This window comes from Streptomyces yangpuensis (assembly GCF_001005295.1).
In the GTDB taxonomy this organism is placed as follows: domain Bacteria; phylum Actinomycetota; class Actinomycetes; order Streptomycetales; family Streptomycetaceae; genus Streptomyces; species Streptomyces yangpuensis.
The window spans coordinates 1,493,887-1,518,712 of sequence record NZ_LBMK01000002.1 but is presented as its reverse complement, the minus strand read 5'-3'; the positions used below and the strand labels follow the sequence as shown (position 1 = coordinate 1,518,712).

At 71.5% G+C, this 24,826-nt stretch carries 17 protein-coding genes; 6 read left to right on the top strand and 11 right to left on the bottom strand.

All coding sequences use genetic code 11. The annotated features are described in order from the left end of the window. Positions 1–369 precede the first annotated feature (369 nt). On the bottom strand, positions 370–2,088 hold the full coding sequence (locus AAT21_RS12015) for a sensor histidine kinase (RefSeq protein ID WP_412180309.1): 1,719 nt from the start codon (positions 2,086–2,088) through the stop codon (positions 370–372). Positions 2,089–2,182: 94 nt separating this feature from the next. Beyond that, complete coding sequence (adhE, locus tag AAT21_RS12010; protein WP_046776608.1) at positions 2,183–4,840, bottom strand: bifunctional acetaldehyde-CoA/alcohol dehydrogenase; 2,658 nt, start codon at positions 4,838–4,840, stop codon at positions 2,183–2,185. 390 nt (positions 4,841–5,230) lie between these two features. On the opposite strand from adhE, the gene AAT21_RS12005 reads away from it, so the two are divergent. The 3 genes from AAT21_RS12005 to AAT21_RS11995 all read left to right on the top strand — a co-directional run bounded on the left by AAT21_RS12005 (position 5,231) and on the right by AAT21_RS11995 (position 8,158). Then, positions 5,231–5,878, top strand: a complete 648-nt coding sequence (locus AAT21_RS12005) for a CBS domain-containing protein (RefSeq protein WP_046777291.1) — start codon at positions 5,231–5,233, stop codon at positions 5,876–5,878. A gap of 469 nt (positions 5,879–6,347) precedes the next feature. Further along, positions 6,348–7,145, top strand: a complete 798-nt coding sequence (locus AAT21_RS12000) for a sigma 54 modulation/S30EA ribosomal C-terminal domain-containing protein (protein WP_046776607.1) — start codon at positions 6,348–6,350, stop codon at positions 7,143–7,145. Positions 7,146–7,225: 80 nt separating this feature from the next. Continuing rightward, positions 7,226–8,158 carry a universal stress protein gene (locus tag AAT21_RS11995; RefSeq protein WP_046776606.1) on the top strand — a complete coding sequence of 311 codons (933 nt, stop codon included), beginning with the start codon at positions 7,226–7,228 and terminating at the stop codon, positions 8,156–8,158. Positions 8,159–8,908: 750 nt separating this feature from the next. Here the strand turns inward: AAT21_RS11995 and AAT21_RS11985 are convergent. The 7 genes from AAT21_RS11985 to AAT21_RS11955 form a co-directional block, all read right to left on the bottom strand. Next, the gene (locus AAT21_RS11985; protein ID WP_046776604.1) at positions 8,909–10,441 is read right to left on the bottom strand and encodes a YfcC family protein; all 1,533 of its coding nucleotides are present in this window, start codon (positions 10,439–10,441) and stop codon (positions 8,909–8,911) included. Next, complete coding sequence (gene arcC, locus AAT21_RS11980; protein WP_046776603.1) at positions 10,438–11,391, bottom strand: carbamate kinase; 954 nt, start codon at positions 11,389–11,391, stop codon at positions 10,438–10,440. Before arcC ends, AAT21_RS11985 begins: the two co-directional genes overlap by 4 nt. A 33-nt stretch (positions 11,392–11,424) precedes the next feature. Further along, positions 11,425–12,426, bottom strand: a complete 1,002-nt coding sequence (argF, locus tag AAT21_RS11975) for an ornithine carbamoyltransferase (RefSeq protein ID WP_046776602.1) — start codon at positions 12,424–12,426, stop codon at positions 11,425–11,427. A gap of 74 nt (positions 12,427–12,500) precedes the next feature. Beyond that, positions 12,501–13,724, bottom strand: coding sequence for an arginine deiminase (locus AAT21_RS11970; RefSeq protein ID WP_046776601.1), 1,224 nt, complete (start codon positions 13,722–13,724; stop codon positions 12,501–12,503). 943 nt (positions 13,725–14,667) lie between these two features. Continuing rightward, positions 14,668–15,714, bottom strand: a complete 1,047-nt coding sequence (locus AAT21_RS11965; RefSeq protein WP_046776600.1) for an ABC transporter ATP-binding protein — start codon at positions 15,712–15,714, stop codon at positions 14,668–14,670. Continuing rightward, positions 15,711–17,300 (bottom strand): ABC transporter permease, encoded by a 1,590-nt coding sequence (locus AAT21_RS11960; RefSeq protein ID WP_046776599.1) that lies wholly within the window; start codon positions 17,298–17,300, stop codon positions 15,711–15,713. Before AAT21_RS11960 ends, AAT21_RS11965 begins: the two co-directional genes overlap by 4 nt. Before the next feature lie 5 nt (positions 17,301–17,305). Beyond that, positions 17,306–18,322, bottom strand: coding sequence for an iron ABC transporter substrate-binding protein (locus AAT21_RS11955; RefSeq protein WP_046776598.1), 1,017 nt, complete (start codon positions 18,320–18,322; stop codon positions 17,306–17,308). A 214-nt stretch (positions 18,323–18,536) separates the two neighbouring features. Between AAT21_RS11955 and AAT21_RS11950 the strand changes: the two genes are divergently transcribed. Further along, positions 18,537–21,179, top strand: coding sequence for an AMP-binding protein (locus tag AAT21_RS11950; RefSeq protein ID WP_063838088.1), 2,643 nt, complete (start codon positions 18,537–18,539; stop codon positions 21,177–21,179). A gap of 249 nt (positions 21,180–21,428) precedes the next feature. Here the strand turns inward: AAT21_RS11950 and AAT21_RS11945 are convergent, their stop codons facing one another. After that, on the bottom strand, positions 21,429–22,010 hold the full coding sequence (locus AAT21_RS11945; protein ID WP_046776597.1) for a TetR/AcrR family transcriptional regulator: 582 nt from the start codon (positions 22,008–22,010) through the stop codon (positions 21,429–21,431). Between the two features lie 94 nt (positions 22,011–22,104). On the opposite strand from AAT21_RS11945, the gene AAT21_RS11940 reads away from it, so the two are divergent. Together AAT21_RS11940 and AAT21_RS11935 are read left to right on the top strand one after the other, a co-directional pair. Next, positions 22,105–22,581 (top strand): VOC family protein, encoded by a 477-nt coding sequence (locus AAT21_RS11940; protein ID WP_046776596.1) that lies wholly within the window; start codon positions 22,105–22,107, stop codon positions 22,579–22,581. 134 nt (positions 22,582–22,715) lie between these two features. Further along, positions 22,716–23,990, top strand: a complete 1,275-nt coding sequence (locus AAT21_RS11935) for a DUF1266 domain-containing protein (RefSeq protein WP_046776595.1) — start codon at positions 22,716–22,718, stop codon at positions 23,988–23,990. 102 nt (positions 23,991–24,092) lie between these two features. On the opposite strand, the gene AAT21_RS11930 is transcribed toward AAT21_RS11935, so the two are convergent. After that, positions 24,093–24,746, bottom strand: a complete 654-nt coding sequence (locus tag AAT21_RS11930) for a GOLPH3/VPS74 family protein (protein WP_046776594.1) — start codon at positions 24,744–24,746, stop codon at positions 24,093–24,095. Between the last annotated feature and the right edge of the window lie 80 nt (positions 24,747–24,826).

Here is a 24,826-nt window from a genome sequence, read left to right as displayed (position 1 = left end):
CCGGATGGCCCTCATACGCGGCCGCACCCCCATATGGCTGCCCAGGGCCACCAGGTCGCATGGGATCACGGCGGCCCCGCGCGGGTGCGGACGGGGAACCCCGCGGCCGGCGCTGACGGCAGCTCGGATCCGGGCCTGCCCGCCCGCGCGCGAGGCGCCGTCGGCGCGGGACCTTCGACCCCCGCGCGGAGGGACCGGCCGGATCTGCTGCCTGCGCGCGCTTTCTGATGGACTGCCATGGACCGGCACGGCCGGCATGATCAGTACCCCGGGCCCTGCCGGGACGAAGAGAGGCCGCCGCCATGTTCCTGCGACAGCTCCGGCGTCGCGCTCTTCCTCCGCATGCGCCGGCGCTGTCCGGGAACGACGTCACGGGGTGTCGACGCCGGCAGCGAGCGGCGCCCGCCACACGAGTCGGCTGCCGCCCTCGTCCGGGCGCGCGATGTCCAGCGTGCCGCACAGGCTCTGGGCCCGCTCTTCGAGGTTGCGCAGGCCACTGCGCCTGCCCTCGGCGGGTATGCCCCGGCCGTTGTCCGTCACGGTGAGGATGACCTCGTCGCTGGTGGCCTGCAAGGAGACCTCGACCCGCGTCGCGTGGGCGTGGCGGGCGGCGTTGCTCAGCATTTCCGTGAGGGCCGCCACGACGTGTTCGGCCACCTGCGCCGGAACGTCGGTGTCGAGGAGCCCTTCCATGCTGAGACGCGGCGGGAAACCGAGCGTGGTCGCCGTCTCGCCCACGGCGCGGGCCACGTGTGCCCGCAGGCTCGGCCGGGTGTCCTCCTCGCGCGCGCGGAGACCGAAAATGGTGGAGCGGATGATCTTGATGGTTTCGTCAAGGTCCCCCACGGCGCGGGAAATGCGTTCGGCGGCGCCCTCGTTCTGCACGAGCCGGCCGGCGCTCTGCAGGGTCATCCCCGTCGCGAACAGCCGCTGGATCGCCAGATCGTGCAGGTCCCGGGCGATCCGGTCGCGGTCCTCCAGGAGCGCGAGCTGCTCGGCGCCGCTCCGTCGTTCGGCCAGCTCCAGAGCGAGTGCGGCTTGGCCCGCGAAGGCCAGCAGCGGCTCCAGTTCACCTTCCGTGAAGACGGGCTCTCCCAGGTGCCGGGCCAGCAGCAGCACGCCCCGGGTGTCCTTGGCGGCGGTGCCCAGGGGAACGGCGACCGCCGGACCCAGGCCGTCGAAGCGGCCGGGACCGGAGGTGTACCGGTCGTCCTCCGCGAGGCCGGCCGTGGTCACGGGCGCACCGGCTTGATAGGCGGCACCGGAGAGGGTGCCCTCCACCGGGATCACCAGGCCACGGCGGGTCTTCCCGTCCGCACCGTCCGCACCGTCCGCACCGATGGCCAGCTCGACGACGAGGTCGTCGGTCCCGGCGACGGGGACGGACACATCGGCGAGTGCCGCACCCGTGATCTCCTGGGCGCGGTGGGCGATGAGCTCCAGCACCTCCAGGCGCGGACTACCGGAAAGCAGGCTGTTGGTGATCTCCGCGTTCGCCTGCAGCCACCGCTGCTGGCGCTGGGAGCCCTCGTAGAGCCGGGCGTTGTCGATGGCGACTCCGGCCGCGACGGACAGGGTGGAGATCACCGATTCGTCCTCGGCGTCGAAGTCCTGGCCACCGCGCTTGTCGGTCAGGTAGAGGTTGCCGAACACCTCGTCCCGTACACGGATCGGCACACCCAGGAACGTCCGCATGGGCGGATGATGGGGAGGGAATCCGTACGACGCCTCGTCCGCGCCCAGGTCGGTCAGCCGGAGCGGCTCGGGATCACGGATGAGCTCTCCCAGGATCCCGTGCCCGGCGGGAAGTGGCCCGATCCGGGCGATCTCCTCGTCCGTCAGCCCGTAGGTGAGGAACTGCGACAAGGTTTTGCCGTCGGGACCGATGACCCCGAGGGCTCCGTACTGTGCGTCGACCAGCAGCGCGGCGGCTTCCACGATGCGCCGCAGAACCTGGGAGAGATCCAGTTCGCGCCCCACCGAGACGACCGCCTCCAGCAGGCTGTGCACCCGGTCCCTGGTGCCGCGGGCGGCGTTGATACGCGCCTGCAGCTCCTCCAGCAGCTCGTCGAGCCGCATCTGAGGCATCCGCGACAACGGCTCCTGCACCCCCACTGGGCCTCCTGACCTCGATCACCCGCTGACGCGGACAGGGTATCGGCCCGCGCGGGTGAACCTGCGGTCAGAAGGAGGGAAGTGGCCGGGGCCCGGCGTAGTAGGCCGTGCGCATGATGTCCTCCATGTCGTCCAGCATCGGCATGCGCGGGTTGGCCGGGGCGCACTGGTCCTCATAGGCGTTCAGTGCCTGCTGCGGCAGCGCACCGATGAAGGCGGTCTCGTCGAGGCCCAGGGCGCGGAAGGACGGTTCTATGCCCACGGCGTCCCGCAGGCGTTCCACCGCGGCGGCGTACGAGGCCACACCCTCGGCGGGAGTTGATGCCGGGAGCCCGAGGGCACGGGCGATGTCCTGGAAGCGCTCGGGCGCCCGGTAGCTCTCGTACTTGGGCCATCCCGTCAGCTTGCCGGGAACGGTCCCGTTGTAGCGGATCACGTGCGGCAGGAGGATCGCGTTGGTCCGCCCGTGGGCGATGTGGAAGGTGGCGCCCAGGGTGTGGGACATCGCGTGGACGATGCCGAGGAAGGCGTTGCCGAAGGCCATGCCGGCGATGGTGCCCGCGTTGTGCATCTTCTCCCGTGCCCGGCTCAGACGTGCCGCCTCGCCGGTGACCGCAGCCTCCAGGTGGTCGAAGACCAGCCTGATGGCGTGCAGCGCCAGACCGTCGGTGAAGTCGTTGGCGTAGACGGAGACGTACGCCTCGGTGGCATGGGTAAGGGCGTCGAAGCCGCTGTCGGCGGCGAGCGACGAGGGCAGCTCGGCGGTCAGGGCGGGGTCGACGATCGCGACGCTGGGGGTCAGGGCGTAGTCGGCCAGCGGATACTTCTTGCCGGTCGCCGGGTCGGAGATCACCGCGAAGGGGGTGACCTCGGCACCGGTGCCCGAGGTGGTGGGGACGCAGACCAGGCGGGCCTGCTTGCCGAGCACGGGGAAGCGGAAGGCGCGCTTGCGGATGTCGGAGAACTTCTGGCGCATGTCGGCGAAGTCGACATCCGGCTGTTCGTACAGCAGCCACATCACCTTCGCCGCGTCCATGGGGGATCCGCCGCCCAGGGCGATGATGGTGTCCGGCCGGAAGCCGCGCATGAGGGCGGCACCGCGCTGTACGGAGTCGATGCTCGGCTCCGGTTCGACGTCGTCGATGACCTGGATGGTCACGGGCTGCTGCCGCTGTTGCAGGACGCGGCTGACGCGCTCCACGTAGCCGAGCCGGGTCATGGTGGCGTCGGTGACCACGGTGACGCGGTGGACCTCGGGCATCGCGGCGAGGTACCGGATGGCCTGGGGCTCGAAGTAGATCTTCGGCGGCACCTTGAACCACTGCATGTTGTTCTGCCGGGTGGTGACGCGCTTGATGTTGAGCAGCTGGGCAGCCGAGACGTTGTCCGAGACCGACGTGCTGCCCCAGGAACCGCAGCCCAGGGTCAGGGACGGAACCAGACGGTTGTAGATGCCGCCGATCGCCCCCTGCGAGGACGGCGAGTTGACGATGATCCGTACGGTCCTCATACGGCGGCCGTAGCGCTCGGCGAGGGCCGGGTCACCGGTGTGGATCACCGCGCTGTGTCCCTGTCCGTGGAAGTCGACCATGTCGGCCGCGAGGTCGAAGCCCTCCTGCGTCGACTCGGCTCGCAGCACGGTGAGGACCGGGCAGAGTTTCTCCCGCGTCAGCGGCTCGTCGGGCCCGACGTGGCTCGCCTCGGCCAGGATGAGCGAGGTGTCCGCCGGGACGGTGAACCCGGCCTGCTCCGCGATCCGGTCGGGGCTCTGCCCGACGGCCGCCGGGTTGACGCGGCCCTGTCGGCCGGCCGGGTCCGGCGGGAACAGATAGGTCTCCAGCTTCCGCTTCTCCTCGGCCGTCGCGACGTACGCGTGCAGGCGCCGGAACTCGGCGAGCGCCTCGTCGTACACGTCGGTGTCCAGGATGACCGCCTGCTCGGACGCGCAGATCATGCCGTTGTCGAAGGACTTGGACAGGACGAGGTCGTTGACCGCCCGGCGCACGTCCGCGCTGTGGTGCACGTAGGCGGGCACGTTGCCGGCGCCCACGCCGACTGCGGGCTTGCCGGCCGAGTACGCGGCCTTGACCATGGCGTTGCCGCCGGTCGCCAGGATCAGCGCGACGCCTGGGTGGCGCATGAGGAGGCTCGTGGCCTCGATGGAGGGGGCCTCGATCCACTGCACGCAGTGCTCGGGCGCTCCGGCGGCGACGGCGGCGTCCCGCACGATGCGCGCGGCCGCGGTGCTGCACACCTGCGCGGAAGGGTGGAAGGCGAACACGACGGGGTTGCGTGTCTTCAGCGCCAGCAGCGCCTTGAAGATGGTGGTGGACGTCGGGTTGGTGACGGGCGTGACCGCGCACAGCACGCCGACGGGCTCGGCGATCTCGATGATGCCCTCGATGTCGTCGCGGCCGACGACGCCGACCGTTTTCACCCGGGACATGCTGTGGGTGACGTGCTCGCAGGCGAACATGTTCTTCGCCGCCTTGTCCTCGAAAACACCCCGCCCGGTCTCCTCCACCGCCAGGCGCGCCAGGGCGGTGTGCTGGTCCAGGGCGGCCACCGACGCCTTGGCGACGATGTGGTCGATCATCTCCTGTGTGAAGGAATCGAAGTCGGCGAGCGCCTTGGAAGCGTTGTCGACCAGGAGGTTCACGGCGATGCGTGTGTCCGACGGGGCGGCGTCGGGGGTGGTGCGGGAGACGCTGGTCGGCTGAGTCATGGGAAGCTCCCTGGGTATGGGTGGCGCCCGTAGGTGCCGATGCGAGTGGTGCCAGCCTGAGGGCCCTGCCGCGCCGGGGGCAGGGGTCGAACGGGGGGCGCCCCAGGGCCATTGGGCCCTCTTGCGACGGGCACCGCCCTGCCCGGCCTGTCACGGGCCGAACGGCCCGGCGTAGGGGTCCTGACCGGTTCTGTCCCCTGCCCGTCCTGCGCACCACGCTGGAAGCGACGGCAAGCACGGAGAGCGGACGGCTCCGTGGCTTCCGGCCCGGCGCTCTGCGCAGAGCGGTCGGCGCAGTCGGAGCTCGGGTCGTCTTCGGCGGTACCCGGAAACCTGCGAAACGAGTGGAGATTGAGTGCCGTGATCGGAAAGCGGACGGTGGGCGAAGTCATGACCAGCGAGGTGGTCCAGGCACGCCCGGACACCTCCTTCGAGGAACTGGCCGGCATGCTCACCACCTACCGGATCAGCGGCCTGCCGGTGGTGGACGACGACGACAAGGTCATGGGAGTGGTCTCCCTTGCAGACCTCACCGGACACCGGGCAGGTCTCGGCCAGGACGGATCGGGGCGGCGCCGGATGGTGCCGACACTGCGGCGGCCAGCCGGCACCCACCCCGTCGCGGGACCTTCCCCGGCGGCCGGCGAGCTGATGACCAGCCCGGCTGTCACCGTGCATCCGGAACAGCGCGTCGTCGACGCCGCGCGCATCATGGAACGCCGCCACGTCGACCGGTTGCCGGTGGTGGACGAGGAGGACCGCCTCATCGGCATCACCACGCGACGTGATCTGCTGCGCGTCTTCCTGAGGACGGACGAAGAGATCCTCGCGGACGTCGCCGGTGCCGTCTTTGGCCGGGCGTCGGCCGCGCACCGGATCGACGGGCTCCGCATCGACGTCCGCGACGGGACGGTCACCCTGTCGGGCTCGCCTGAACCAGTGCTCGATACAGCGGTGTTGCTCCGAGCCGTATGGCGCGTGGACGGCGTGGTCGGTGTGGTGAACCAGCTGACGGCCCGCGGCGAGAGCGATCACTGACACCGGGGCGGGACACCGCGGCGCTCTTGCGCCGACCGAGCCGCGACGCTCACGGGCCGGTACGCCCCTTCGCCGGACGGCTCCTCGCGCACACCTTCCCCGGCCACTGCCCTGCCGTCGCAGGTGGGCGGCCGGGCGCCGTGGGGTGCTGGGGTGCTGGGCTGCTGGGCTGCTGGGCTGCAGCGGAAGTACCCGCTCGCTGCCGCGCTTCGCTCCACGCCGCCCTGTGCGCCGACCCGGGCCGCCGGCCCGAGCCGTGCTGCCCGGCCGGGACGCCACGCGATGCCGGGCCGGGGCTCGTCGACTCGCCCGTCCGTGGTCTGTAGGCCGAAAGGCCTTGTCCGGCCGTCCTGAGGTCCCAGGGCCCGTGGGTGCTGCGGGTACCAATGGCGCTGTGACGGGGCCCGGACGGCTCTGCCCCGGAGCGACCGCCGGCGTACAGGCTGGGAGCGATCGAGGAGGAGTTCTCATGAGCGGTCCCAAGACCAGCCGGACAGCCGACGTTCAGGTCCGCAACCGCGGGCAGGTGCCCGACGGCGCGGACGTGTACGCCCAGGGAAAGATACTCGCGGTGATCGGCCGCGTGCGCGAACCTGTGCTGGCCGTGCGGGTGAAGCTCACGCAAGCCGTCAGCACTTCGGCGAACCGTCCGGCCACGGCTCAGGCCGTGGTGGACGTCAACGGCCTGCCCGTCCGCGCCCACGTGGCCGCGAGCACCATGTTCGAGGCGGTCGACCTCCTGCAGGAGCGTCTGGCCGCCCGGCTCGCCCGGCCACGGCGGTTCGGGGCGCGCAGCCTCCACGGCAGCGGCTCGCGCACACGGGCAGAGGGGGACAGCGCGGGGCACGACCACCGCCCGCACCGTCATCACCTCCCCGCCGAGGAACGCCGGATCGTGCGGCACAAGTCCTTCAGCCTGGTCCACCAGACGCCGGAGGACGCCGTGATCGACCTGGAAGCCATGGACCACGACTTCTGGCTCTTCACGGACCTGGCCTCCGGGCGCGACAGCATCGTCTACCGCGACGTCCGCACCGGGCGGCACCGCATGGCTTCGCTGGCATCCCTGGGCCGGGAACGGGAAGTCGACGGTCTGCTCGGTGTGAGCCTGGTTCCTGTGCCGACGAGCAGTGTGGCCGAGGCCGTTTCACGGTTGCACCTCACCGGGCTGCCCTTCGTCTTCTTCAGCGACACGGCCACCGGCCGGGGCTGCGTCCTCTACCACCGCTACGACGGCCACTACGGGCTGATCACTCCGTCCCGTTGACACGTTCCGGGCGACACCGCCCGCCCGCCTGTCCCCGGACCGGTGCCACACCATCCGAAGACCCCTCACCCGGAGGAAACATGTCACATACCGTCATCGCCGCCGTGGACGGCTCGGCCGAATCGCTGGCCGCCGCCGAGTGGGCCGCCCGCGAGGCGCGGATACGCCGTCTGCCCCTGCACATCCTGCACGTCTGGCAGGACTGGTCACCGGCGTTCGCCCACGCCCCGTTCACCGGCGTGGACACCACGCCCGGTGAGGGGGCGACCACCACACAGCAGTGGGCCCAGCGGGTCTCCCGCGACGCGGCCGACCGGCTGCGGGAGGGACACCCCGGTCTGGAGATCACCGTGGAGCAGGTGAACGGCCGCCCTGCGGAGGTGTTGCTCTCCGCCGCTGAGAAGGCGGAGATCCTGGTCGTGGGTTCACGAGGGCTGGGCAGCGTGGCCGGCTTCCTGGCCGGATCGGTGTCCCTCCCCGTCATCGCACACGCCGAGCGCCCGGTCGTCGTCGTACGGGCCGGGGAGCGGGCCGAGGATGAGCTGCGGCCCGGGAGCGGCGACGACGGGGACCACAAGGGGCAGTACCGCGACGTGGTGCTCGGCCTCGACCTCTCCAGGCCGTGCGACGAACTGCTCGCGTACGCCTTCGAAGCCGCCGCTGCCCGAGCGGCCACCCTGCGGGTCGTGCACGGCTGGAGCGTACCGGTGGTCGACGGGTACGACCCCGCGGCGGCCGACCCCGGCCACGGTGTCGCGCTGGGACTCCGTGAGGCGGGCACGCTCACCGATGTACTGCGGTCGTGGCGGGGCAAGTTCCCCCAGGTCGAGGTCAAGGAGCAGTGCATGGTGGGCCGGCCCGCGGGCCATCTTGCGGAAGCGTCGAAGGACGCCTCGCTGCTGGTCGTCGGACGGCGCATACGCCGGGCGGCGATCGGAGCGCACATCGGCCCGGTCACGCATGCGGTGCTGCACCACGTCAGGACGCCCGTGGCGGTCGTCCCTCACCTCTGACCGTCACGGGCCGCACCGCGGACGCGGGACCAGCCACGGCAGGCCGGTCCCGCCGCGGCCGCGGCCCCTCGGCGGGCACCGTCGTCCCCTTTGCACCAGGAGTCCTCGTCACGCAGCCGCGCGACGAGGACTCCTGTGTGCTGTGCCCGCAGTGGTCGGCGGGTTGCTCGTGATGCCGGCCGGAAGGAACGGCCGCCGGCGCGGCGAGGGGCGCGTGTCCGGAGGGCGCGACACCGGTCCGCGTCCACGGGCCATCCGCAGCGAGAAGCCGTCCGCCGGGGCAGGCGCCCCACCCGACGGCTGCCTGAGCGGCTCCGCCCGTCTCCCGGCGGGGCTCAGCGCCCTCGACCTGGCGCGTCCCGCCTCACGGCCTCTTCCCCATAGGGGAGTCGTGGCGGACATGTGGGTGGCGGCAACAGGGCGAGCGTCCCGGCCGCCATCATGATCAGCCCCACCAGTGACCGGTCGGCACCGTCCGACTGCCGGTCCACCGCGAAGGCGAGAATCACGCCGAGGCCGATGGCTGCAGCGGCTCCGATGGCCGGCAGTCCGGGCATGAGGCCCATCTCCTTGAGCGGGTAACGGGCACCCTGCCCCGCCGGATCTCGCTGTCGCGGATGAGCGGGGGGCGCCCAGGGGCCGGTCGGCCGCGCCCGGCAGAGCCGTGAGGCCCGCGTCGTACCGGGCGCACGACGGTGGCCGGCTGGTCGATGTCCCGACCAGCCGGCCTCCTGCGTGACCCGTGGCGATTCAGCGCACGGCCGCACCGAGTGCGAGGAATCCGGCGACGGCCACCAGCAGGGCGCCCATCAGTGGTGCCATGAAGCGCAGGTACTGGTCGTAGCGGACCTTGGCCAGGGCGAGGCCGCCCATGACGACGGCCGAGGTGGGCGTGACGAGGTTCACCCATCCGGAAGCCGACTGGTACGCGGTCACCACCAGGGCCCGGCTCACTCCGGCGAAGTCGGCCAGGGGAGCGAGGATGGGCATGGCGAGGGCCGCGTGGCCGGACGAGGAGGGGACGAAGAAGGCCAGCGGGAGATTCACCAGGAACATCAGGACGGCGAACACGCCGGAGGACGTGTCGGCCACCGCACTGCGCAGGACGTCGAGGATGGTGTCGGTGACACTGGCGTTGTTCATGATCACCGTGACTCCCCGGGCCAGCATGACGATCACCGCCGCTCCGATGAAGTCCCCTGCGCCGGCGGTGACGGCGTTCACCGTGCCCTTCTCGCCCAGGCCGCCGACCAGCCCCACGGCGACCGCCGCGACGATGAACAGGGCGGCGAGTTCGGGGAAGTACCAGCCGAGGGTGGGCAGGAAGGTGACGTGCAGATCGGCCCAGGGCACCACGGCGAAGATCATGAAGAGGAAGGTGGCCGCGAAAAGGCACAGGACCGTGCGCTGGCGACTCGTGAGCTTCGCCGCTTCGCCACCCTCGGCCTTGATGCGGAGGTCGTCCTCGGTGAGGGGTGTCAGCGACCGGGAGGGGTCCTCGGTGATGCGGCGGGCGTAGCGCACGACGTAAGCGGCTGCCAGGGCCGTCAGGCAGGCCCACATCACCAGTCGCAGGACGATGCCGTCTCCTGTGCCGATGCCGGCGCTGTCGGAAGCCACACCGGTGGCAAAGGGGTTCACGGTCGAGGCGAGGGTGCCGACCCCGGCTCCCACCATGATGACCGTCGCGGCGACCATGCGGTCGTAGCCCAGGCTCAGCATCAGGGGGATCATCAGCCCGTAGAAGCCGAGGGTTTCCTCGGCCATGCCGTACGTGGTCCCGCCGAGGGAGAACACCGTCAGCAGGACCACCAGCAGCAGGGTCCTGCGGTGGTGCAGACGCTGCGCGAGGCGCGCCACTCCCGTCGTGAGGGCCCCGGTGCGCATCGTGACGGTGATGAACGCGCCCACGGCCAGGATGAAGAGGAACACGCCCGCCGCGCCCGCGAAGGAGCCGGTCCCGCCAGGTGCGGTGAGGCCGGTCCCGGTCTCGGTGACGCCGTACAGACCGTTGACCGGGGCGAGGAACAGGTCTTTGAGCCGCTCCCAGAATCCGGTGGTCAGTTCCACGGAGTGGTAGGTGCCCGGTACGGGGCTGCCGTCCTTGGTGTCGTAGCGGCCGGCGGGGATGACGAACGTCAGGGCCCAGACCGCGACAGTGACGACGATCAGGACGGTGAAGGCGGACGGGAACCGAAGCCGCCGCGGTGGGGCGTCGGGCGCGCCGGAGTCCGTTCTGGCTCTGGCCGGCTGCGGGGATGCGGGTGCGCTCTGCAGAGTCATGTCAGGTCCTGTGTTCCGTCATGGCGGGCTTCGCGGTAGCTGCCGCTGGGTGTGACGACGGTGCCGGCGGCTCCGTCGAGGATGGCTCGGGCGTCTTCGAGAGCGCCGATGGCCGCCATTGCGCCGGTGAGCTCGACGAACCGGCACACGGCGTCGACCTTGGGGCCCATGGATCCGGCGGGGAACTGCTGGGCCCTCAGGGCCGCGGGCGTGGTCCGTCCGACGGGCTCGGCGCCGGGGGTGCCGTAGCCGAGCGAGACGTGGGGAACGTCCGTGAGCAGCAGGAGCGCGTCGGCGTCGAGCGCCTCGGCCAGCAGGGCGGCGGTGAGGTCCTTGTCCACCACGGCTTCGACGCCGGTCAGCTGCCCCTGTTCGTCACGGATCACCGGCACGCCGCCGCCTCCGGCGCACACGGCCACCGCTCCCGAGTTCAGCAGCAGCCGGATGAGCCGGGTCTCCACGACGCGTTGTGGACGGGGGGACGGTACGACGCGTCGCCAGTGGACGCCGTCCTGCTTGACCGTCCAGCCGCGTTCGGCAGCCAGTCGCTCCGCTTCGGTCCGGTCGTAGACGGGGCCCACGAATTTGGCCGGGTCGGCGAAGGCCGGGTCGGCCGCGGAGACAAGGGTCTGGTTGAGCAGGGCGCAGACCTGGCGTCCCGGCAGGGCGTTCTGCAGGGACTGGAGCAGCCAGTAGCCGATCATGCCCTGGGTCTCCGCGCCGAGGACGTCGAAGGGGTAGGGGCTGCTCAGGGAGCGGTCGGCGGCGCTCTGGAGAGCGAGTACGCCGACCTGTGGTCCGTTGCCGTGGGTGATGACGAGTTCGTGCTCGTGCGCGAGGGGGGCGAGCGCGGACACGGCGGCGCGGATGTTGGCGAGCTGCACGGCGGCGTCCGGCCGCTCCCCGCGGCGCAGAAGGGCGTTGCCGCCCAGTGCGACGACTACACGCATGACGTGTTCTCCGGAGGTCGAGGGGATGCCGGTTCAGTCGCCGAGGGTGGCGACGAGGACGGCCTTGATGGTGTGGAGCCGGTTCTCGGCCTGGTCGAACACGATGGAGTGCGAGGACTCGAACACCTCGTCGGTGACCTCCAGCGCGGTCATGCCGGTCCGCGCAGCGATCTTGGCCCCGACGGTGGTGTCGCTGTTGTGGAAGGCCGGAAGGCAGTGCATGAACTTGACGGCCGGGTTGCCCGTCGCTTCCAGGGTCTTCGTCGTCACCTGGTATGGCTTGAGCAGGGCTATGCGCTCGTCCCACATCTCCGGCGGCTCTCCCATGGAGAGCCACACGTCGGTGTAGACGAAGTCGACGCCGGCCACGCCTTCGGTCACGTCCTCGGTCAGGGTGATGCGCGCACCGCTGACGGCCGCCGCCCGCCGCGCCTGGTCGACGACGTCGGAGGCGTTGTGCAGCGATCGCGGGCCGACCATGCGTACGTCCATGCCGAGCATCGCCGCGACGATCAGGAGGGAGTTGCCGACGTTGTTCCTGGCATCGCCCAGGTAGGCGAAGGACACCTGGTTCAGCGGTTTGTCGGTGTGCTCCCACATGGTGAGCACGTCGGCGAGCGACTGGGTGGGGTGCCACTGGTCCGTCAGGCCGTTCCAGACCGGAACGCCGGCGTGCTGGGCGAGCTCCTCCACCAGGCGCTGGTCGCTGCCCCGGTATTCGATCCCGTCGTAGTAGCGGCCGAGGACGCGTGCGGTGTCCTTGATGGACTCCTTGTGCCCGAGCTGGGATCCGGCCGGGTCGAGGTAGGTCACGTGCGCGCCCTGCTGGTGCGCGGCCACTTCGAAGGCGCACCGGGTCCTCGTCGAGGTCTTCTCGAAGATGACCGCGATGTTCCTGCCGCGCAGCCGCTGTTCCTCGCGCCCCTCGCGGCGGGCGGTCTTGATGTCGGCGGAGAGTTCCAGCAGGTGGCGGAACTCCTCGGGAGTGAAGTCGAGTTCCTTCACGAACGGGCGCTGGTGCAGGTCGTCGTGCATGGCGGGCTCCTTGACGGGTACGGGGTGTGCGCGGCGGGCGGATGACGGGGACTCGGGGGGCGCGGGAGGGGCGGTCAGACGGCCTCGCGTTCGATGGGGCAGGTCATGCACCGCGGACCACCACGGCCCCGGCCGAGTTCGCTGCCTCGCACGGTGATGACTTCGATCCCGCTCTTGCGCAGGTGGGTGTTGGTGGTCACGTTGCGCTCGTAGGCGACGACCACACCGGGCTCCACGGCCAGCACGTTGCAGCCGTCGTCCCACTGCTCCCGCTCGGCGGACCGGAGGTCCTGGCTCGGGGTGAGGACGTTGATGGAGGGCAGACCCAGCGCGTCGGCGATGGCCCGGTCCATGTCCTCGGGGGCGTGGTCGGTGACCCTCAGCCCCTCCCCGCCGGTGCCCGGCTCGATCGTGGAGGACGGCAGCATGCCGAGGCCGGCGTAGCGGGTGAAGGTGTCACCGCTGACCATCGTCATGACCGTGTCGAGGTGCATGAAGCTGCGGCTCTTCGGCAGGCTGACGGCCACGACCCGCTGGGCGGAACCCGCCGCGAACATGCGCAGGGCGAGATTCTCCACGGCCTGAGGTGTGGTGCGCTCGCTCATGCCGATGAGCACCGCGCCGTTGCCGATGACCAGGACGTCGCCGCCCTCGACGGTGGCGGGATAAGCCTCCTGCCCGTCGGTCCACCGGTGGAACTCCCTCTTCTCGAAAAGGGGGTGGTGTCGGTAGATGGCTTCGAAGTGAACCGTTTCGCGGCGCCGTGCCCGCTTGTTCATCGGGTTGACGCTCACGCCGTCGTACACCCAGCACGAGGTGTCGCGGGTGAACAGGTGGTTGGGCAGCGGAGCGAGGAGGAAGTCGTCGGGCGCCATGGCGTGCAGTCGTACGCTCGGTATCGGGCCCGTGTGCTCCAGCAGTTCGGCCTTGGTGACGCCGCCGATGAGGCAGGCGGTCAGTGCGGCCGGCTCCAGGGAGTCGAAGTACGTGCGGAGCCGGTCGGTGCCGAGGATGCCGAACTCGCGTTCGTCGAAGACCCGGTCCAGCACGAGCTGCCGCGCTTCGATGCCGTCCAACGTCTCGGTGAGCAGGTCGGCGAGGAGGTACACGCGCACTCCGCGGTCCCGCAGGACGTCGGCGAAGGCGTCGTGCTCCTCGCGGGCGCGCTTGGCCCACAGCACGTCGTCGAAAAGGAGCTCGTCCTTGTTGGTGGGTGTGAGGCGTGTCAGTTCGCGGTCGGGGCGGTGCAGGATGACCTGCTTCAGCCGGCCGGTCTCGGAGTCGACGTGAAAGGTCATGGGGTCCCCCGTGGGTGAGAAGGAAGGTGCGCTCGGCGGGCGCGGTATCGGGACGTGCGCCCGGCCGGGCATCCTCTGGGGGCGCCTCGGGGAGCACTTGAACTCTGTCACTCGCGTCCCCTCGTGCCCGGCGGCAACAGTCCCTGGTGGCGGGCCGGTCGGCACTCGCCGGGAGGACCCGTTCGGTCGCCCCGCAGGGCCCTTCGGCCCTGCGGGGCGACGGTCGGCAACCAGGCGCGGTGGCACAGGCCGTCACGGCGCGCCGACAAGCCCCCTGGGCCGGCAGCCTGCCCACCGCCGGCCGAATTGGTCAGGACATGGTTGTCCAGGACATGCCTGAGCGCCCCGGGTCGGGGCGGCAGGACCTGCCGGTCTCACCTCGGGCGGGCGGGTCAGCCTCCGGCTGGACGGATCCGCGTCACGTCATCGGTCGGCGTCCGACGCAGGCGGCTGAACGTCAAGCGTCCGCTGCGCTCAGAGAAAGCGGTGGCCGGACACAGCCAGTCTGTCGTGCGCGGGCGCAACGAGCGCGACCTGGCCCGAACATGCAGTGGGCGAACGGTGCTGACAGCAGTGGGCAGCGGCACACTGGCCCTCCCGGGGGAACACGCGTCCCGTTCGGCTGAGCATGTGCGGACAGCCTGGGGTCTGACTCACCGATCACCAGCGGCCCGTATGGGCGCCGGTCCCGGTACACAGTGGCGCGACCGTGCCGGAGTTGCACCGGACTTCCGCACGCTGTCACGTGACCGGGCCAAACGTACGGGCAGCGCCACTTTCGGCCAAGGGCGCACGGGGGCGCCATTCATCGCACAGGCTGCCCGCGTGCGCCCGCCTCTTCCGGCGCTCACCGGGCCCGGGCGGGAGATCCCGACGCGGGATGCCGGCCCGGCGGCAGTCGCCGGATCCGCTCCGCCGTCCCGCTCGGACGGCTGTCGGCGGGTCACACGGCGGTGGGGTGCAGGGTGGTCTCCCCCGTCACCTCGATGCCCGTCCGCTCGCCGGGGGTGGCGGAGGTCGGGCCCGGGACACGGACGCCGATCGCCTGGTCGATGCCGTCGACCGCGACGGTGACCATGGCGTCGTGCCCGTAGAAACGTACGTCGGTCACGGTGCCCCTGGCTTCGGCAGCGTCGGGGTCGGTCAGCCGGAGCTGCTCGGGCCTGAGCAACACCAGACCTTCGCGTACCGGGTCGGGCACCCCCGCCAGCGGGATGCGCCCCAGGGCGGTGGCCGCCGCACCGTGGTCGGCGGTTCCGGGGAGCAGGACCGCGTCTCCGACGAAGGCGGCGACCCAGGGGTCGGCGGGCCTGCGGTACACCTCGTGGGGTGTGCCGCACTGGGCGACACGGCCGCCGCGGACGACAGCGACGAGGTCGGCGGTCGAGAGGGCTTCCTGCTGGTCGTGGGTGACCAGCAGGGCGGTGGCGCCGGTGGCCCGCAGTGCCGCGCACACATCGGCCCGCACGCCGGTGCGAAGGGCGCTGTCGAGGGCGTTGAACGGCTCGTCGAGCAGGACGAGGGCCGGTTCCGGGGCCAGGGCCCGGGCCAGCGCGATGCGCTGCTGCTGGCCGCCGGAGAGCTCGTGCGGCATGCGGTCGCCGTAGCCGCCGAGACCGACGAGTTCGAGCATCTCCTCGGTGCGGCGGCGGCGGGTGGGACGGTCGAGGCCGGTGAGCCCGAAGGCGACGTTGCGGGCCACGCTCAGGTGCGGGAAGAGCGCGCCTTCCTGGGGGACGATGCCGATGCGGCGGCGCTCGGGCGGGAGGTGCAGGCCGGGACCGCTGAGTGTGCGCCCTCCGATGGTGACGGTGCCGGTGTCGGCGCGCAGGAATCCGGCGATGATCCTCAGCAGGGTGGTCTTGCCGCAGCCGGACGGTCCGAGTACGGCCGCCAGGGATCCCGCGGGCACGGTGAGGTCGAGGCCGTCGAGGACCGGCGCACCGGGGCCGTACGCCTTGACCAGGCCGGTGATCTGCAGGTCGGTCATGTGCGGTGCCTTCCGAGGAGGTAGGACGGGATGGCGGCCAGCAGGATCAGGGCGGCGGCGTAGGGCGCGGCGGCGGCGAAGGATCCGGTGCCGGTCTCGGTCCAGAGGCGGGTGGCCAGGGTGTCCATGCCGGTGGGGCGCAGCAGGAGGGTCGCGGGGAGTTCCTTCATGCAGACCACGAAGGTGAGGGCGGCTCCGGCGGCCACACCCGGGGCGGCCAGCGGCACGGTGACCTCGCGCAGCACTCTCAGCGGGCTCCGTCCGAGCGAGCGGGCGAGGTCCTCCAGTACCGGCGGGGACTGGAGCACGGCGGCGCGGGTGCCGGCGACGGCGACGGGCAGGAACAGCACCGCGTACGCGCAGACGAGCAGGGGGAGTTCCTGGTAGATCGGTTCGGCGTACCGGACGGCGAAGAAGACCAGGGACAGGGCGACGGTGATGCCGGGGAGGGCGTGGCCCGCGTAGGCCGACTGCTCCAGCAGGGTGGCGGTGCGGCCGCGGTGGCGGGCGGCGATCACCCCGACCGGCAGGGCGAGGAGGGTGGTGAGCGCGGCGCCCGCGGCGGCGACGGCGAGGGTGGTGCCGGCGGTGTCGAGGAGTGAGCCGGGGTCCCAGGTCGCGGAGTTCCCCACGGCGAGCCAGTAGCCGAGGGTGGCCAGCGGGGTCAGGACGGAGATCGCGGTCACCGCGCCGCACCAGGCGAGAGCGGGGGTGCGCCACCGGCCGAGCGCCGCGGGGACGGCGGGGCGTGCGGTGCCGGTGCCCGTGCGGGCATGGCCCGCGCGGCCGCGGGTCCGCGCCTCGGCCGCGACCAGTGCGATCGTCATCACGACGAGGACGATGCTGAGGGCGGCGGCCGGGGTGCGGTCGAAGCTGGCCCGGTAGGAGGTGTAGATGCCGCGGGTGAAGGTGTCGTAGCGCATCAGCGAGACGGCTCCGAAGTCGGAGAGCACGTACAGCGCGACGAGCACGGATCCGCCGGCGGCCGCGGGGCGCAGCTGCGGCAGGGTGACGCGGAGGAAGGTGGTGAGCGGCCCGTGGCCGAGCGAGCGGGAGACCTCCTCCTGTGCCGGGTCGGTGCCGCGCAGGGCGGCGGTGACCGGGAGGTACACGTACGGGAAGCTCACCAGCGTCAGGGCGATGGCGGCTCCGGCGAACCCTTCGAGGTCGGGGAAGGCGGAGAGCCAGGCGAACGCGGCGACGTAGCTGGGGACGGCCAGAGGCAGCGTGACCAGTACCGACCAGGCCCGGGCGCCGGGCAGATCGGTGCGTACGGTGAGCCAGGCCAGCGAGACGCCCAGGAGCAGGCAGGCCATGACGACCACGGCAGCCAGTGCGAGGCTGCGTCCGAGGAGCTGGGCCGTGCGCTCGTCGGCGACGACGTCCCAGGCGAAGGCGGGTCCGCGTTCGAGGGAGCGGACGGCGAGGTAGCCGAGGGGCAGGAGCGCGAACACGGCGGCAACGGCCGCGGGGAGCAGGAGGACGGCGGGCGGGCGGGCTCCGGCGCGCGGCCGTCCGGCCGACGTGGTGACGTCGGCCGGACGGGCGGCCGGATCCGTCCGCGGGACGGGATCCGTGGGGGTCATGCCGGTCAGACCATCCCGGCTTCCTGCAGCATCTTCAGGGTTTCCTGAAGTGATTCCAGCTTGCCGAGGTCGATCTTCGGTGCGTCGAGGGAGGCCAGCGGCGGCAGGCCGTCGACCGAGCTGGTGACGCCGGCGGCCAGAGGGTATTCCTTGGTGTCGTCGGCGAAGTACTTCTGCGCCTTTTCGGAGAGCAGGAAATCGACGGCCTTCTGGGCCGCGGGGTTCTGGGCGCCCTTTTTGACGATGCCGACTCCGGCGGCGTTGACGAGGCCGCCCGGGTCGCCGCCCGACAGGAAGTGGATCTTCGACTTGACCTTGGACTCGCCCTTCTCGGCGACCTGTTCGTACCAGTAGTAGTGATTGACGAGGCCGAGCGAGACCTCGCCCTTTCCTACGCCTTCGAGCACCTTCAGGTTGTTGTCGTAGACCTTCGGATCATTGGCCTTGAGGCCCTTCAGCCAGGCGCGGGTGGCGTCGTCGCCTTCCAGGACGCGCATTCCGGTGACGAACGCCTGGAAGGAGGCGTTGGTCGGGACGTAACCGATCTTGCCCTTCCATTCCGGCTTGACCAGGTCGTGCACGCTGTCGGGCGCCTTGGAGACCTTCTCCGGGTTGTACGCGATGACGCGGACGCGCCCGGAGGTGCCCACCCAGTCCCCCGCGGCCCCCCGGAAGGCCGGGTCGACCTTGTCGAGCGACGGCTGGGGCAGTTTCTCCAGCATGCCCTTGGTGGACAGGGCGCCGAGGGCTCCCGCGTCCTGGGAGAAGAACAGACCCGCCTTGGTCTTGTCGCCCTCCTCCTGGATCTGGGCGGCCAGCTCGGCGCTTTCGCCGTACCGGACGGCGACCGTGGTGCCGACGGCCTTCTCCAGGTCGTCCAGGAGGGGCTTGATCAGCTTCTCGTTGCGCCCCGAGTAGATGACGAGTCCCGCATCGTCCTCGTCGACTCCACAGGCGGCGACCGTGGGGAGGAGGGCCGCCGCGAAGAGCACGGTCAGGCGTTGGGCCAAGGGGCGTCGCATCAGGAGCCTTCCTGCGGGTGCAGCAGAGAAACGGAACGCATCATAAGTAAGGTAAAGCTAACCTAAAGGTCAAGGGTGACGCACGCAACAATCCGGCTCCGCCGCGGCTTCGGCGGAGCCGACCCTACCTGGCGCTTTCTTATGGATCTTCAATGGGTCTCCTGTGACTTTCCTGTGACTATCCGGCGAGGTAAGGCTTTCCTAAGATGCGCCCGTGAGCGTTATTCCCGACCTGCTTCCAGGCACCCGGACCGTCCCGTTCGCCCATGCCCTCGCGGCCCACGGCGATCGCATCGCGGTCATCGCCGCCGACGGACCCGTGACCTACGGCGAGCTCGCCGCACGAGTGGACGCCACGGCCCGCCGCCTCGGCCGGGAACGCCGCCTGGTGCTCCTGTGCGGGGTCAACACCCTCGACGCGCTCGTGGTCCACCTGGCGGCACTGTCAGCGGGGCATCCCGTTCTGCTCGTGCCCGGCGACCACCCCGAGGCCGTACGGTCGCTGATCGACGCGTACGACCCCGACGTGGTGGCACACCAGGACGGCGGAGCGTGGGTGCTCGACGAGCGCCGCCAGGGCTCCGCGCACACCCTGCACCCCGACCTCGCGCTGCTGCTGAGCACCTCCGGCTCCACCGGGTCGCCCAAGCTCGTACGGCTGTCGCACGAGAACCTGCAGTCCAACGCCGAGTCGATCGCCCAGTACCTCGGCATCCGGCCCACGGACCGGGCCGCCACCACCCTGCCCATGCACTACTGCTACGGCCTTTCCGTCATCCACAGCCACCTGCTGCGCGGCGCAGGGCTGATCCTGACCGACCTGTCGGTCGCCGACAGCTGCTTCTGGGACCTGTTCCGTACCGCCCGCGGCACGGCTTTCGCGGGCGTCCCGTACACCTTCGACCTGCTGGACCGGGTCGGCTTCGCCTCGATGGAACTGCCGCACCTGCGGTACGTGACCCAGGCGGGCGGCCGTCTCGCGCCCGACCGGGTCAAGCGGTACGCCGCGCTGGGCCGCACCGCCGGCTGGGAGCTGTTCGTGATGTACGGCCAGACCGAGGCGACCGCGCGCATGGCCTATCTGCCCCCGGAGCTCGCCGAGACCCGCCCCGAGGCGACCGGCATGCCCATACCCGGCGGCTCCTTCCGGCTCCGGCCACTGCCGGACCAACCCGGCCAAGCCGGCCAGCCCGACGAGAGCACCGGCGAGTTGATCTACAGCGGCCCCAACGTCATGCTCGGCTACGCCCATACGCCGGACGACCTCCGGCTGGGCCGGACCGTGCACGAACTCCACACCGGCGACACCGCGCGCCGCACACCGGACGGGCTGTACGAAATCACCGGCAGGCTGAGCCGGTTCACCAAGATCCTCGGCCTGCGCATCGACCCCCAGCAGATCGAGGCGATGCTCGCACGGGAGGGCGTCACCGCCCTGTGCACCGGTGACGACGAGAAACTGTCCATTGCCGCCGTGGGCACCGACGACTCCCAGGCCGGCCGGCTGCGCAGGCTCGTCGCCGACGAATGCGGCCTGCCCGCACGCGCGGTCCACGTCCACCTCGTGGCGGATCTCCCCCGCCTGCCCACGGGCAAGCCCGACTACGGGGCCGTACGCGCGCTGAGCCGGCCCGTCGCCGCATCCCGGGCCGAACGGCCCCTCCCCCCGGGCAACAGCCGGGAGGACCTGTGCCGGCTGTACGCCGAGGTACTGGACGGGGCCGAGGTGACGGAGGACAGCTCCTTCGTCGGCCTGGGCGGCGACTCGCTCTCGTACGTCGAGATGTCGCTCCACCTCGAGGAGCGGCTCGGCCACCTGCCGGCCGACTGGCACACGACACCGATCAGGGACCTCCGGGCATCCGGGCAGCCCGCGCGCGCCTCCGGCTCACGCAGGCTGGAGACCAGCGTCGCGCTCCGCGCCCTGGCGATCTTCTGCATCGTGGGCTCGCACATCCACGTGTTCGGCATCAAGGGCGGGGCGCACATCCTGCTCGCCGTCGCCGGGTACAACTTCGCCCGCTTCCACCTCACCGACGCCGACCGGCGCGTGCGCGTGCGCCGCGTGGGGAACAGCATCGCCCGTGTGGCGGTGCCGAGCATGATCTGGATCGGCTTCATCCTCCTGCTCAACGACGACTACACGCCGGCCAATCTCTTCCTGCTGGACAGTGTGATCGGGCCGGAAGACCTCAGGACCGGCATGCACTTCTGGTTCATCGAAGCGCTCGTCTACATCCTGATCACGGCGGTCGCGCTCCTCGGCCTCCCCCTCGTGGACCGGATCGAACGCCGCTTCCCCTACGCCCTGCCCATGGGCCTCGCCGCCCTGGGGCTCCTCACCCGCTACGACCTCGCCGGCCTCCCGAGCCGCACCGAAATGCCCGATGCCGTCACCGTGTTCTGGCTGTTCGCGCTCGGCTGGGCCGGGGCGAAGGCGGGCACGGTGCGCGAGCGCCTGCTGGTCACGGCGGTGACGCTGGCCACGGGGGCGGGGTTCTTCCCCGGCGACCCGGGCAGGGAAGTGATCATCATGGCGGGCATCTCCCTGCTGGTGTGGGTGCCCACACTGCCCAGCCGGGAGCGCCTCAACCGGCTGGCGGGCCTGCTGGCCACCAGCTCGCTCTACATCTACCTGACCCACTGGCAGATCTTCCCGCTCATCGACGGATTCTCCCGGCACCTGGCCTTCCTCGTCGCGCTCGTCTTCGGCATCGCGTACGCGGCCGGTGCGAACCGTCTGATGAGGGCGCTGCCCGCGTTTCCCGCGCTGCCGTCACTGGCTTCCCCGGTGTCCCGGTGGCCGTCGACGGGCTTGCGGAAGCTCCGGCGTTCGGGCAGCACGACCTTCTCGTGACCGTTGCCGACCCGGGGCGACGGGTAGGGACGGCCACCGCCCGCTACGGGGTCACAGGCGGAAGTTCAGCGGCGCTCGCCCGGTTCGGCAGACCGCGCCGATTGCGACCGCCGGTCCGTGGCGTCGTTGCGGCTGCCGGCCGCCGGGGATGCGTGCACAGGATCTGCGAGCCCGGAGGCGTCGGGCAGTCGGTCGGCAGTATCCGCCGGGAGCTCTTCGCGGCGGCCCGTCGCGGGCGGGGCAGGCCGGTCAGACGGGGGTGCGCAGCCCCGTCAGGAGCCGGTCGAGTGCCTGTTCCGCGCCCTGCGGGTCTCCGCCCCGCGCGATCCACAGCGCGGCCTCGTTCATCGCCCCGGAGAGCAGCCGGGCCAGGGGCTCCACCGGCTGGTCGGCGATGATCCCAGCCGCGGCGAGCGCCGACAGGGCCTCGGCGAGGTGCCGGGCGGAGGACTCCTCGTCCAGGGTCCGCCACTCGTCCCATCCGAGCACGGTCGGCGCGTCGACCAGCAGGATCTGCCGCACGGCCGGGTCGGTCCCCGCAGCGAGGAAGGCCCGGCAGCCGGCCCGGAGCTGTTCCCAGAGGTCCTCGTGCCGCTCGGCGGCGGTCGCGACCCGTTCCCCCAGCTCCTGCTGGACCTGGGCGACGACGGCCCGGAAGAGCCCGGCCTTGCTGTCGAAGTGGTGGTAGGCGGCGCCCTTGGTGACCCCGGCGGCCCGGGCCACCTCGGCCAGCACCACGTGGTGGTAGCCGTCGGCGGCGAACCGCCGCTGTCCTTCGGCGAGCAGCGCCCGCCGCGTGGCCGTTCGCTGCTCCGCCCGGTTGACCGCCATCGCGCTACCGCCCTTCCCATTTCGCGTACCCGGGGTATGCTAACTCCACAGTTCACATACCCCGGGTATGCGAAACGGATCCGGAGGTCCCGCCATGACGAACGAACCGACCACCGCACCCACCACCGTCGGGCTCGGCGGCTTCTATCCGGTGCTGGCCACACGCGATGTCGCCGCCTCCCGCGACTTCTACACCCGCCATTTCGGGTTCGAGGTGACCTTCGAGGCCGACTGGTACGTCAGCCTGCGCCGCCCCGACGCACCGCAGTACGAGCTGGCCCTTCTCGACCACACCCACCCGAGCGTCCCCGAGGGCCACCGGTCGGCGGTCGAGGGCGGCCTGCTGCTGAACTTCGAGGTGGACGACGTGGACCGCGAGTACCGGCGACTCGTGGCCGAGGCCGGCCTGCCCGCCGTACTGCCGCTGCGCACCGAGGAGTTCGGACAGCGCCACTTCATCGTCGCCGCGCCCGACGGCGTGCTGATCGACGTCATCACCGTCGTCCCGCCCAGCGAGGAGTACGCCGCCCAGTACCGCGAACCGCCGGTACCGCGACCGGACCGCGCGTGACGCCTTCGCCCAGGGGCTGAGGACGGCCGGCCGGGCCGCGGCGCACCCCTGCCGCTCCCCTGCCGCTCCCCGGTCGACTCCGCCCGACAGGACCGGCACGCCGACCGAGCCGAACAAGCCCTTAGGGTTGACCCATGAGCTTGACAGCAGGTCACGAGGGGGGAGCCCTGCCCGGTCCGACGGCATCGGCGGGGGGCTGGCAGGCGCCGAGCGCGGTCGAGCGGGGGCTGTACGAGGCGAAGGTGCGCGGCGACTGGCCCGCGTACTACGACCTCGTCGCACGGGCCGACCTGTACATGATGCAGTCGCGGGCGTATGCCGACGCGAACGCGGGCAACACCCGCTTCCACCCGTACTGGAACCCGCAGACCCGGACCATGTGCCTGGCCGTCTACACCGGCGGCATGCTGCCGCCGCCCGTCGCCGACCCGGTCTACAACTGCTATGACCTGGGCTGGTTCGCGAAGGTCTGGAACCTGAACGACCCGCCGTACCTCGTCGTCAACCCCGGCAGCCCCTGCGAGGGCGTCCTGCCGGCCGGGCCGGAGGGCCGCGCCCTGTGGCAGCGTCACTCCGCCCCGGTCGAACGGCCGGGGCTGGCCCAGGACGTGGTCCACACCCTGGAGGTGGGCGGCCCCCTCACCGGCCCCGTCGCCTTCGGTCTCGCGGCCGGCGCGCACATCAACGTGCGCAACGGGCGCTACTGGAACTCGATGGCCTACCACGGCTGCGGCTACCGCGACGAGAAGCGCACGCTGGAACGCTGGTGGGGCGTCACCACCCGCGAGGAGTGGAAGGACACGCAGGAACAGCTGCTGCGTGCCGGAATGGTCAGCGAGGTCTGGGAGTTCGTCCTGCAACTTCGCCGCTCCATGGCCCTGGACTTCGCGGGCCCCGTCGATGTCGACCACTGGCGCCAGGCCGCGGGGAACGTGGTGCGCCGGCGCGCCGAGGCCGCCGCCGAACCCCGCCTGACCGCGGACGGCGTCGCCCCCGGCCGCACCGTCGGCGCCGCGGAGCTGGAGGGCCAAGTGAGCGGCGTTCAGCGGCTGATCGGGCGCATCGCCCGCTACGAGGCGCGGTTCCGCGCCGACGGCCTGCTGCCCGAGGGGGGCTTCATACGGAGCGTCGAAGCCTGGGACTACGGCCGGGCCTCCGCCATGGCCCGCTGGGGACTCGCCGCCCGCCTGTGCTCCCTGCAGGAGGCGGAGACGGCCGTGGTGCGGGCCGGCCGTCTCGTCCAGGTCAACTACCGCTCGTGGGAGGACTTCTCGGCCGCCTATGTCCTGGGCCGATGCCTCCACTTCGACGAGGAGGAGTTCGGCGAGTGGTACGAGACGGTCCTCGCGACCCACCGCGCGCTGACCACGGACCCGGCCAGCCCGTGGCGCACGCTTCCCTGGACCTGAGGATCCCGCCTCAGCGCCCTTCCTCGGCGCATCGGATCGGCCCGCCGTGTCCGGTCAGCCCGGGCGGCCGGCACCGGCACCGGCACCGGCACCGAGGTCACCTCACGGGACGCGCCAGAGGTTGGCGAAGGCGGCGTTCTCGATGGACCGCCGTTGCTGTACGGCCGCGAGTTCCATCACCGCGTCGTTGACGACAGCCAGGACGGTCGTCACCGCCTCGTCAGGGAGGCCGGGCCCGGTCCGGTCTTCGGCGTCGGCTCCGGCTCCGGCTCCGGCTCCGGCTCCGGCTCCGGCTCCGGTGTCCCCGATTCCCACGGCGGAGCCGAGGGCGGCGAGGACGGGCTCGCCCTCCTCCCACCGCCCGTGGGCCCGGCGCCGGACGGGTGTATCGGCCGGCTTCAGCCGGTCGTTGCCGAAGGGCAGCAGGCCGCGGCGCCCCCGCGTCAGCTGGCCGGCCTCCTCCAGGGCGGCCTGGTACGTCGCCGCAAGGTCCCGGCCGCGACGCCACAGCCAGTCCTCGATCCGCTCGTACGGCACCTGCCGGGTGAGCGTCACCGCCGCCTCGACCAGGAGGGGGTCGTGTGGCTCGGTCTCGGCGCCCGGCACGATGCGGTCGCCGTCCAGGGCCGCGGCCTCCGCACCGAGGAGGTCGATCAGCTCGGCGCCCGCGAGCGCCAGTGACAGGTCCCCCTGTCCGACGAGGCGGTCCGGCTCCTGGTCCATGGCGATGATGAACAGGTCCTTGGCCGTACTCATGAATCCTCCCCATCAAGGTCGGCGGAAGGCGGCTCCGCCCATCGTCCTCGCGTAGTAGCACCAACGCCCACCACGCCGTC

Excerpts from the sequence above, each read along its gene's own strand:
- AAT21_RS11995 (WP_046776606.1), top strand. The coding sequence starts at position 7,226 with ATGTCACATACCGTCATCGCCGCCGTGGACGGCTCGGCCGAATCGCTG.
- AAT21_RS12015 (WP_412180309.1), bottom strand. The coding sequence starts at position 2,088 with ATGCCTCAGATGCGGCTCGACGAGCTGCTGGAGGAGCTGCAGGCGCGT.
- AAT21_RS11940 (WP_046776596.1), top strand. The coding sequence starts at position 22,105 with ATGACGAACGAACCGACCACCGCACCCACCACCGTCGGGCTCGGCGGC.
- AAT21_RS11935 (WP_046776595.1), top strand. The coding sequence starts at position 22,716 with ATGAGCTTGACAGCAGGTCACGAGGGGGGAGCCCTGCCCGGTCCGACG.
- AAT21_RS11960 (WP_046776599.1), bottom strand. The coding sequence starts at position 17,300 with ATGACCCCCACGGATCCCGTCCCGCGGACGGATCCGGCCGCCCGTCCG.
- arcC (WP_046776603.1), bottom strand. The coding sequence starts at position 11,391 with ATGCGTGTAGTCGTCGCACTGGGCGGCAACGCCCTTCTGCGCCGCGGG.
- AAT21_RS11945 (WP_046776597.1), bottom strand. The coding sequence starts at position 22,010 with ATGGCGGTCAACCGGGCGGAGCAGCGAACGGCCACGCGGCGGGCGCTG.
- AAT21_RS11930 (WP_046776594.1), bottom strand. The coding sequence starts at position 24,746 with ATGAGTACGGCCAAGGACCTGTTCATCATCGCCATGGACCAGGAGCCG.
- adhE (WP_046776608.1), bottom strand. The coding sequence starts at position 4,840 with ATGACTCAGCCGACCAGCGTCTCCCGCACCACCCCCGACGCCGCCCCG.
- argF (WP_046776602.1), bottom strand. The coding sequence starts at position 12,426 with ATGCACGACGACCTGCACCAGCGCCCGTTCGTGAAGGAACTCGACTTC.
- AAT21_RS11985 (WP_046776604.1), bottom strand. The coding sequence starts at position 10,441 with ATGACTCTGCAGAGCGCACCCGCATCCCCGCAGCCGGCCAGAGCCAGA.
- AAT21_RS12005 (WP_046777291.1), top strand. The coding sequence starts at position 5,231 with ATGACCAGCGAGGTGGTCCAGGCACGCCCGGACACCTCCTTCGAGGAA.
- AAT21_RS11970 (WP_046776601.1), bottom strand. The coding sequence starts at position 13,724 with ATGACCTTTCACGTCGACTCCGAGACCGGCCGGCTGAAGCAGGTCATC.
- AAT21_RS11965 (WP_046776600.1), bottom strand. The coding sequence starts at position 15,714 with ATGACCGACCTGCAGATCACCGGCCTGGTCAAGGCGTACGGCCCCGGT.
- AAT21_RS12000 (WP_046776607.1), top strand. The coding sequence starts at position 6,348 with ATGAGCGGTCCCAAGACCAGCCGGACAGCCGACGTTCAGGTCCGCAAC.
- AAT21_RS11955 (WP_046776598.1), bottom strand. The coding sequence starts at position 18,322 with ATGCGACGCCCCTTGGCCCAACGCCTGACCGTGCTCTTCGCGGCGGCC.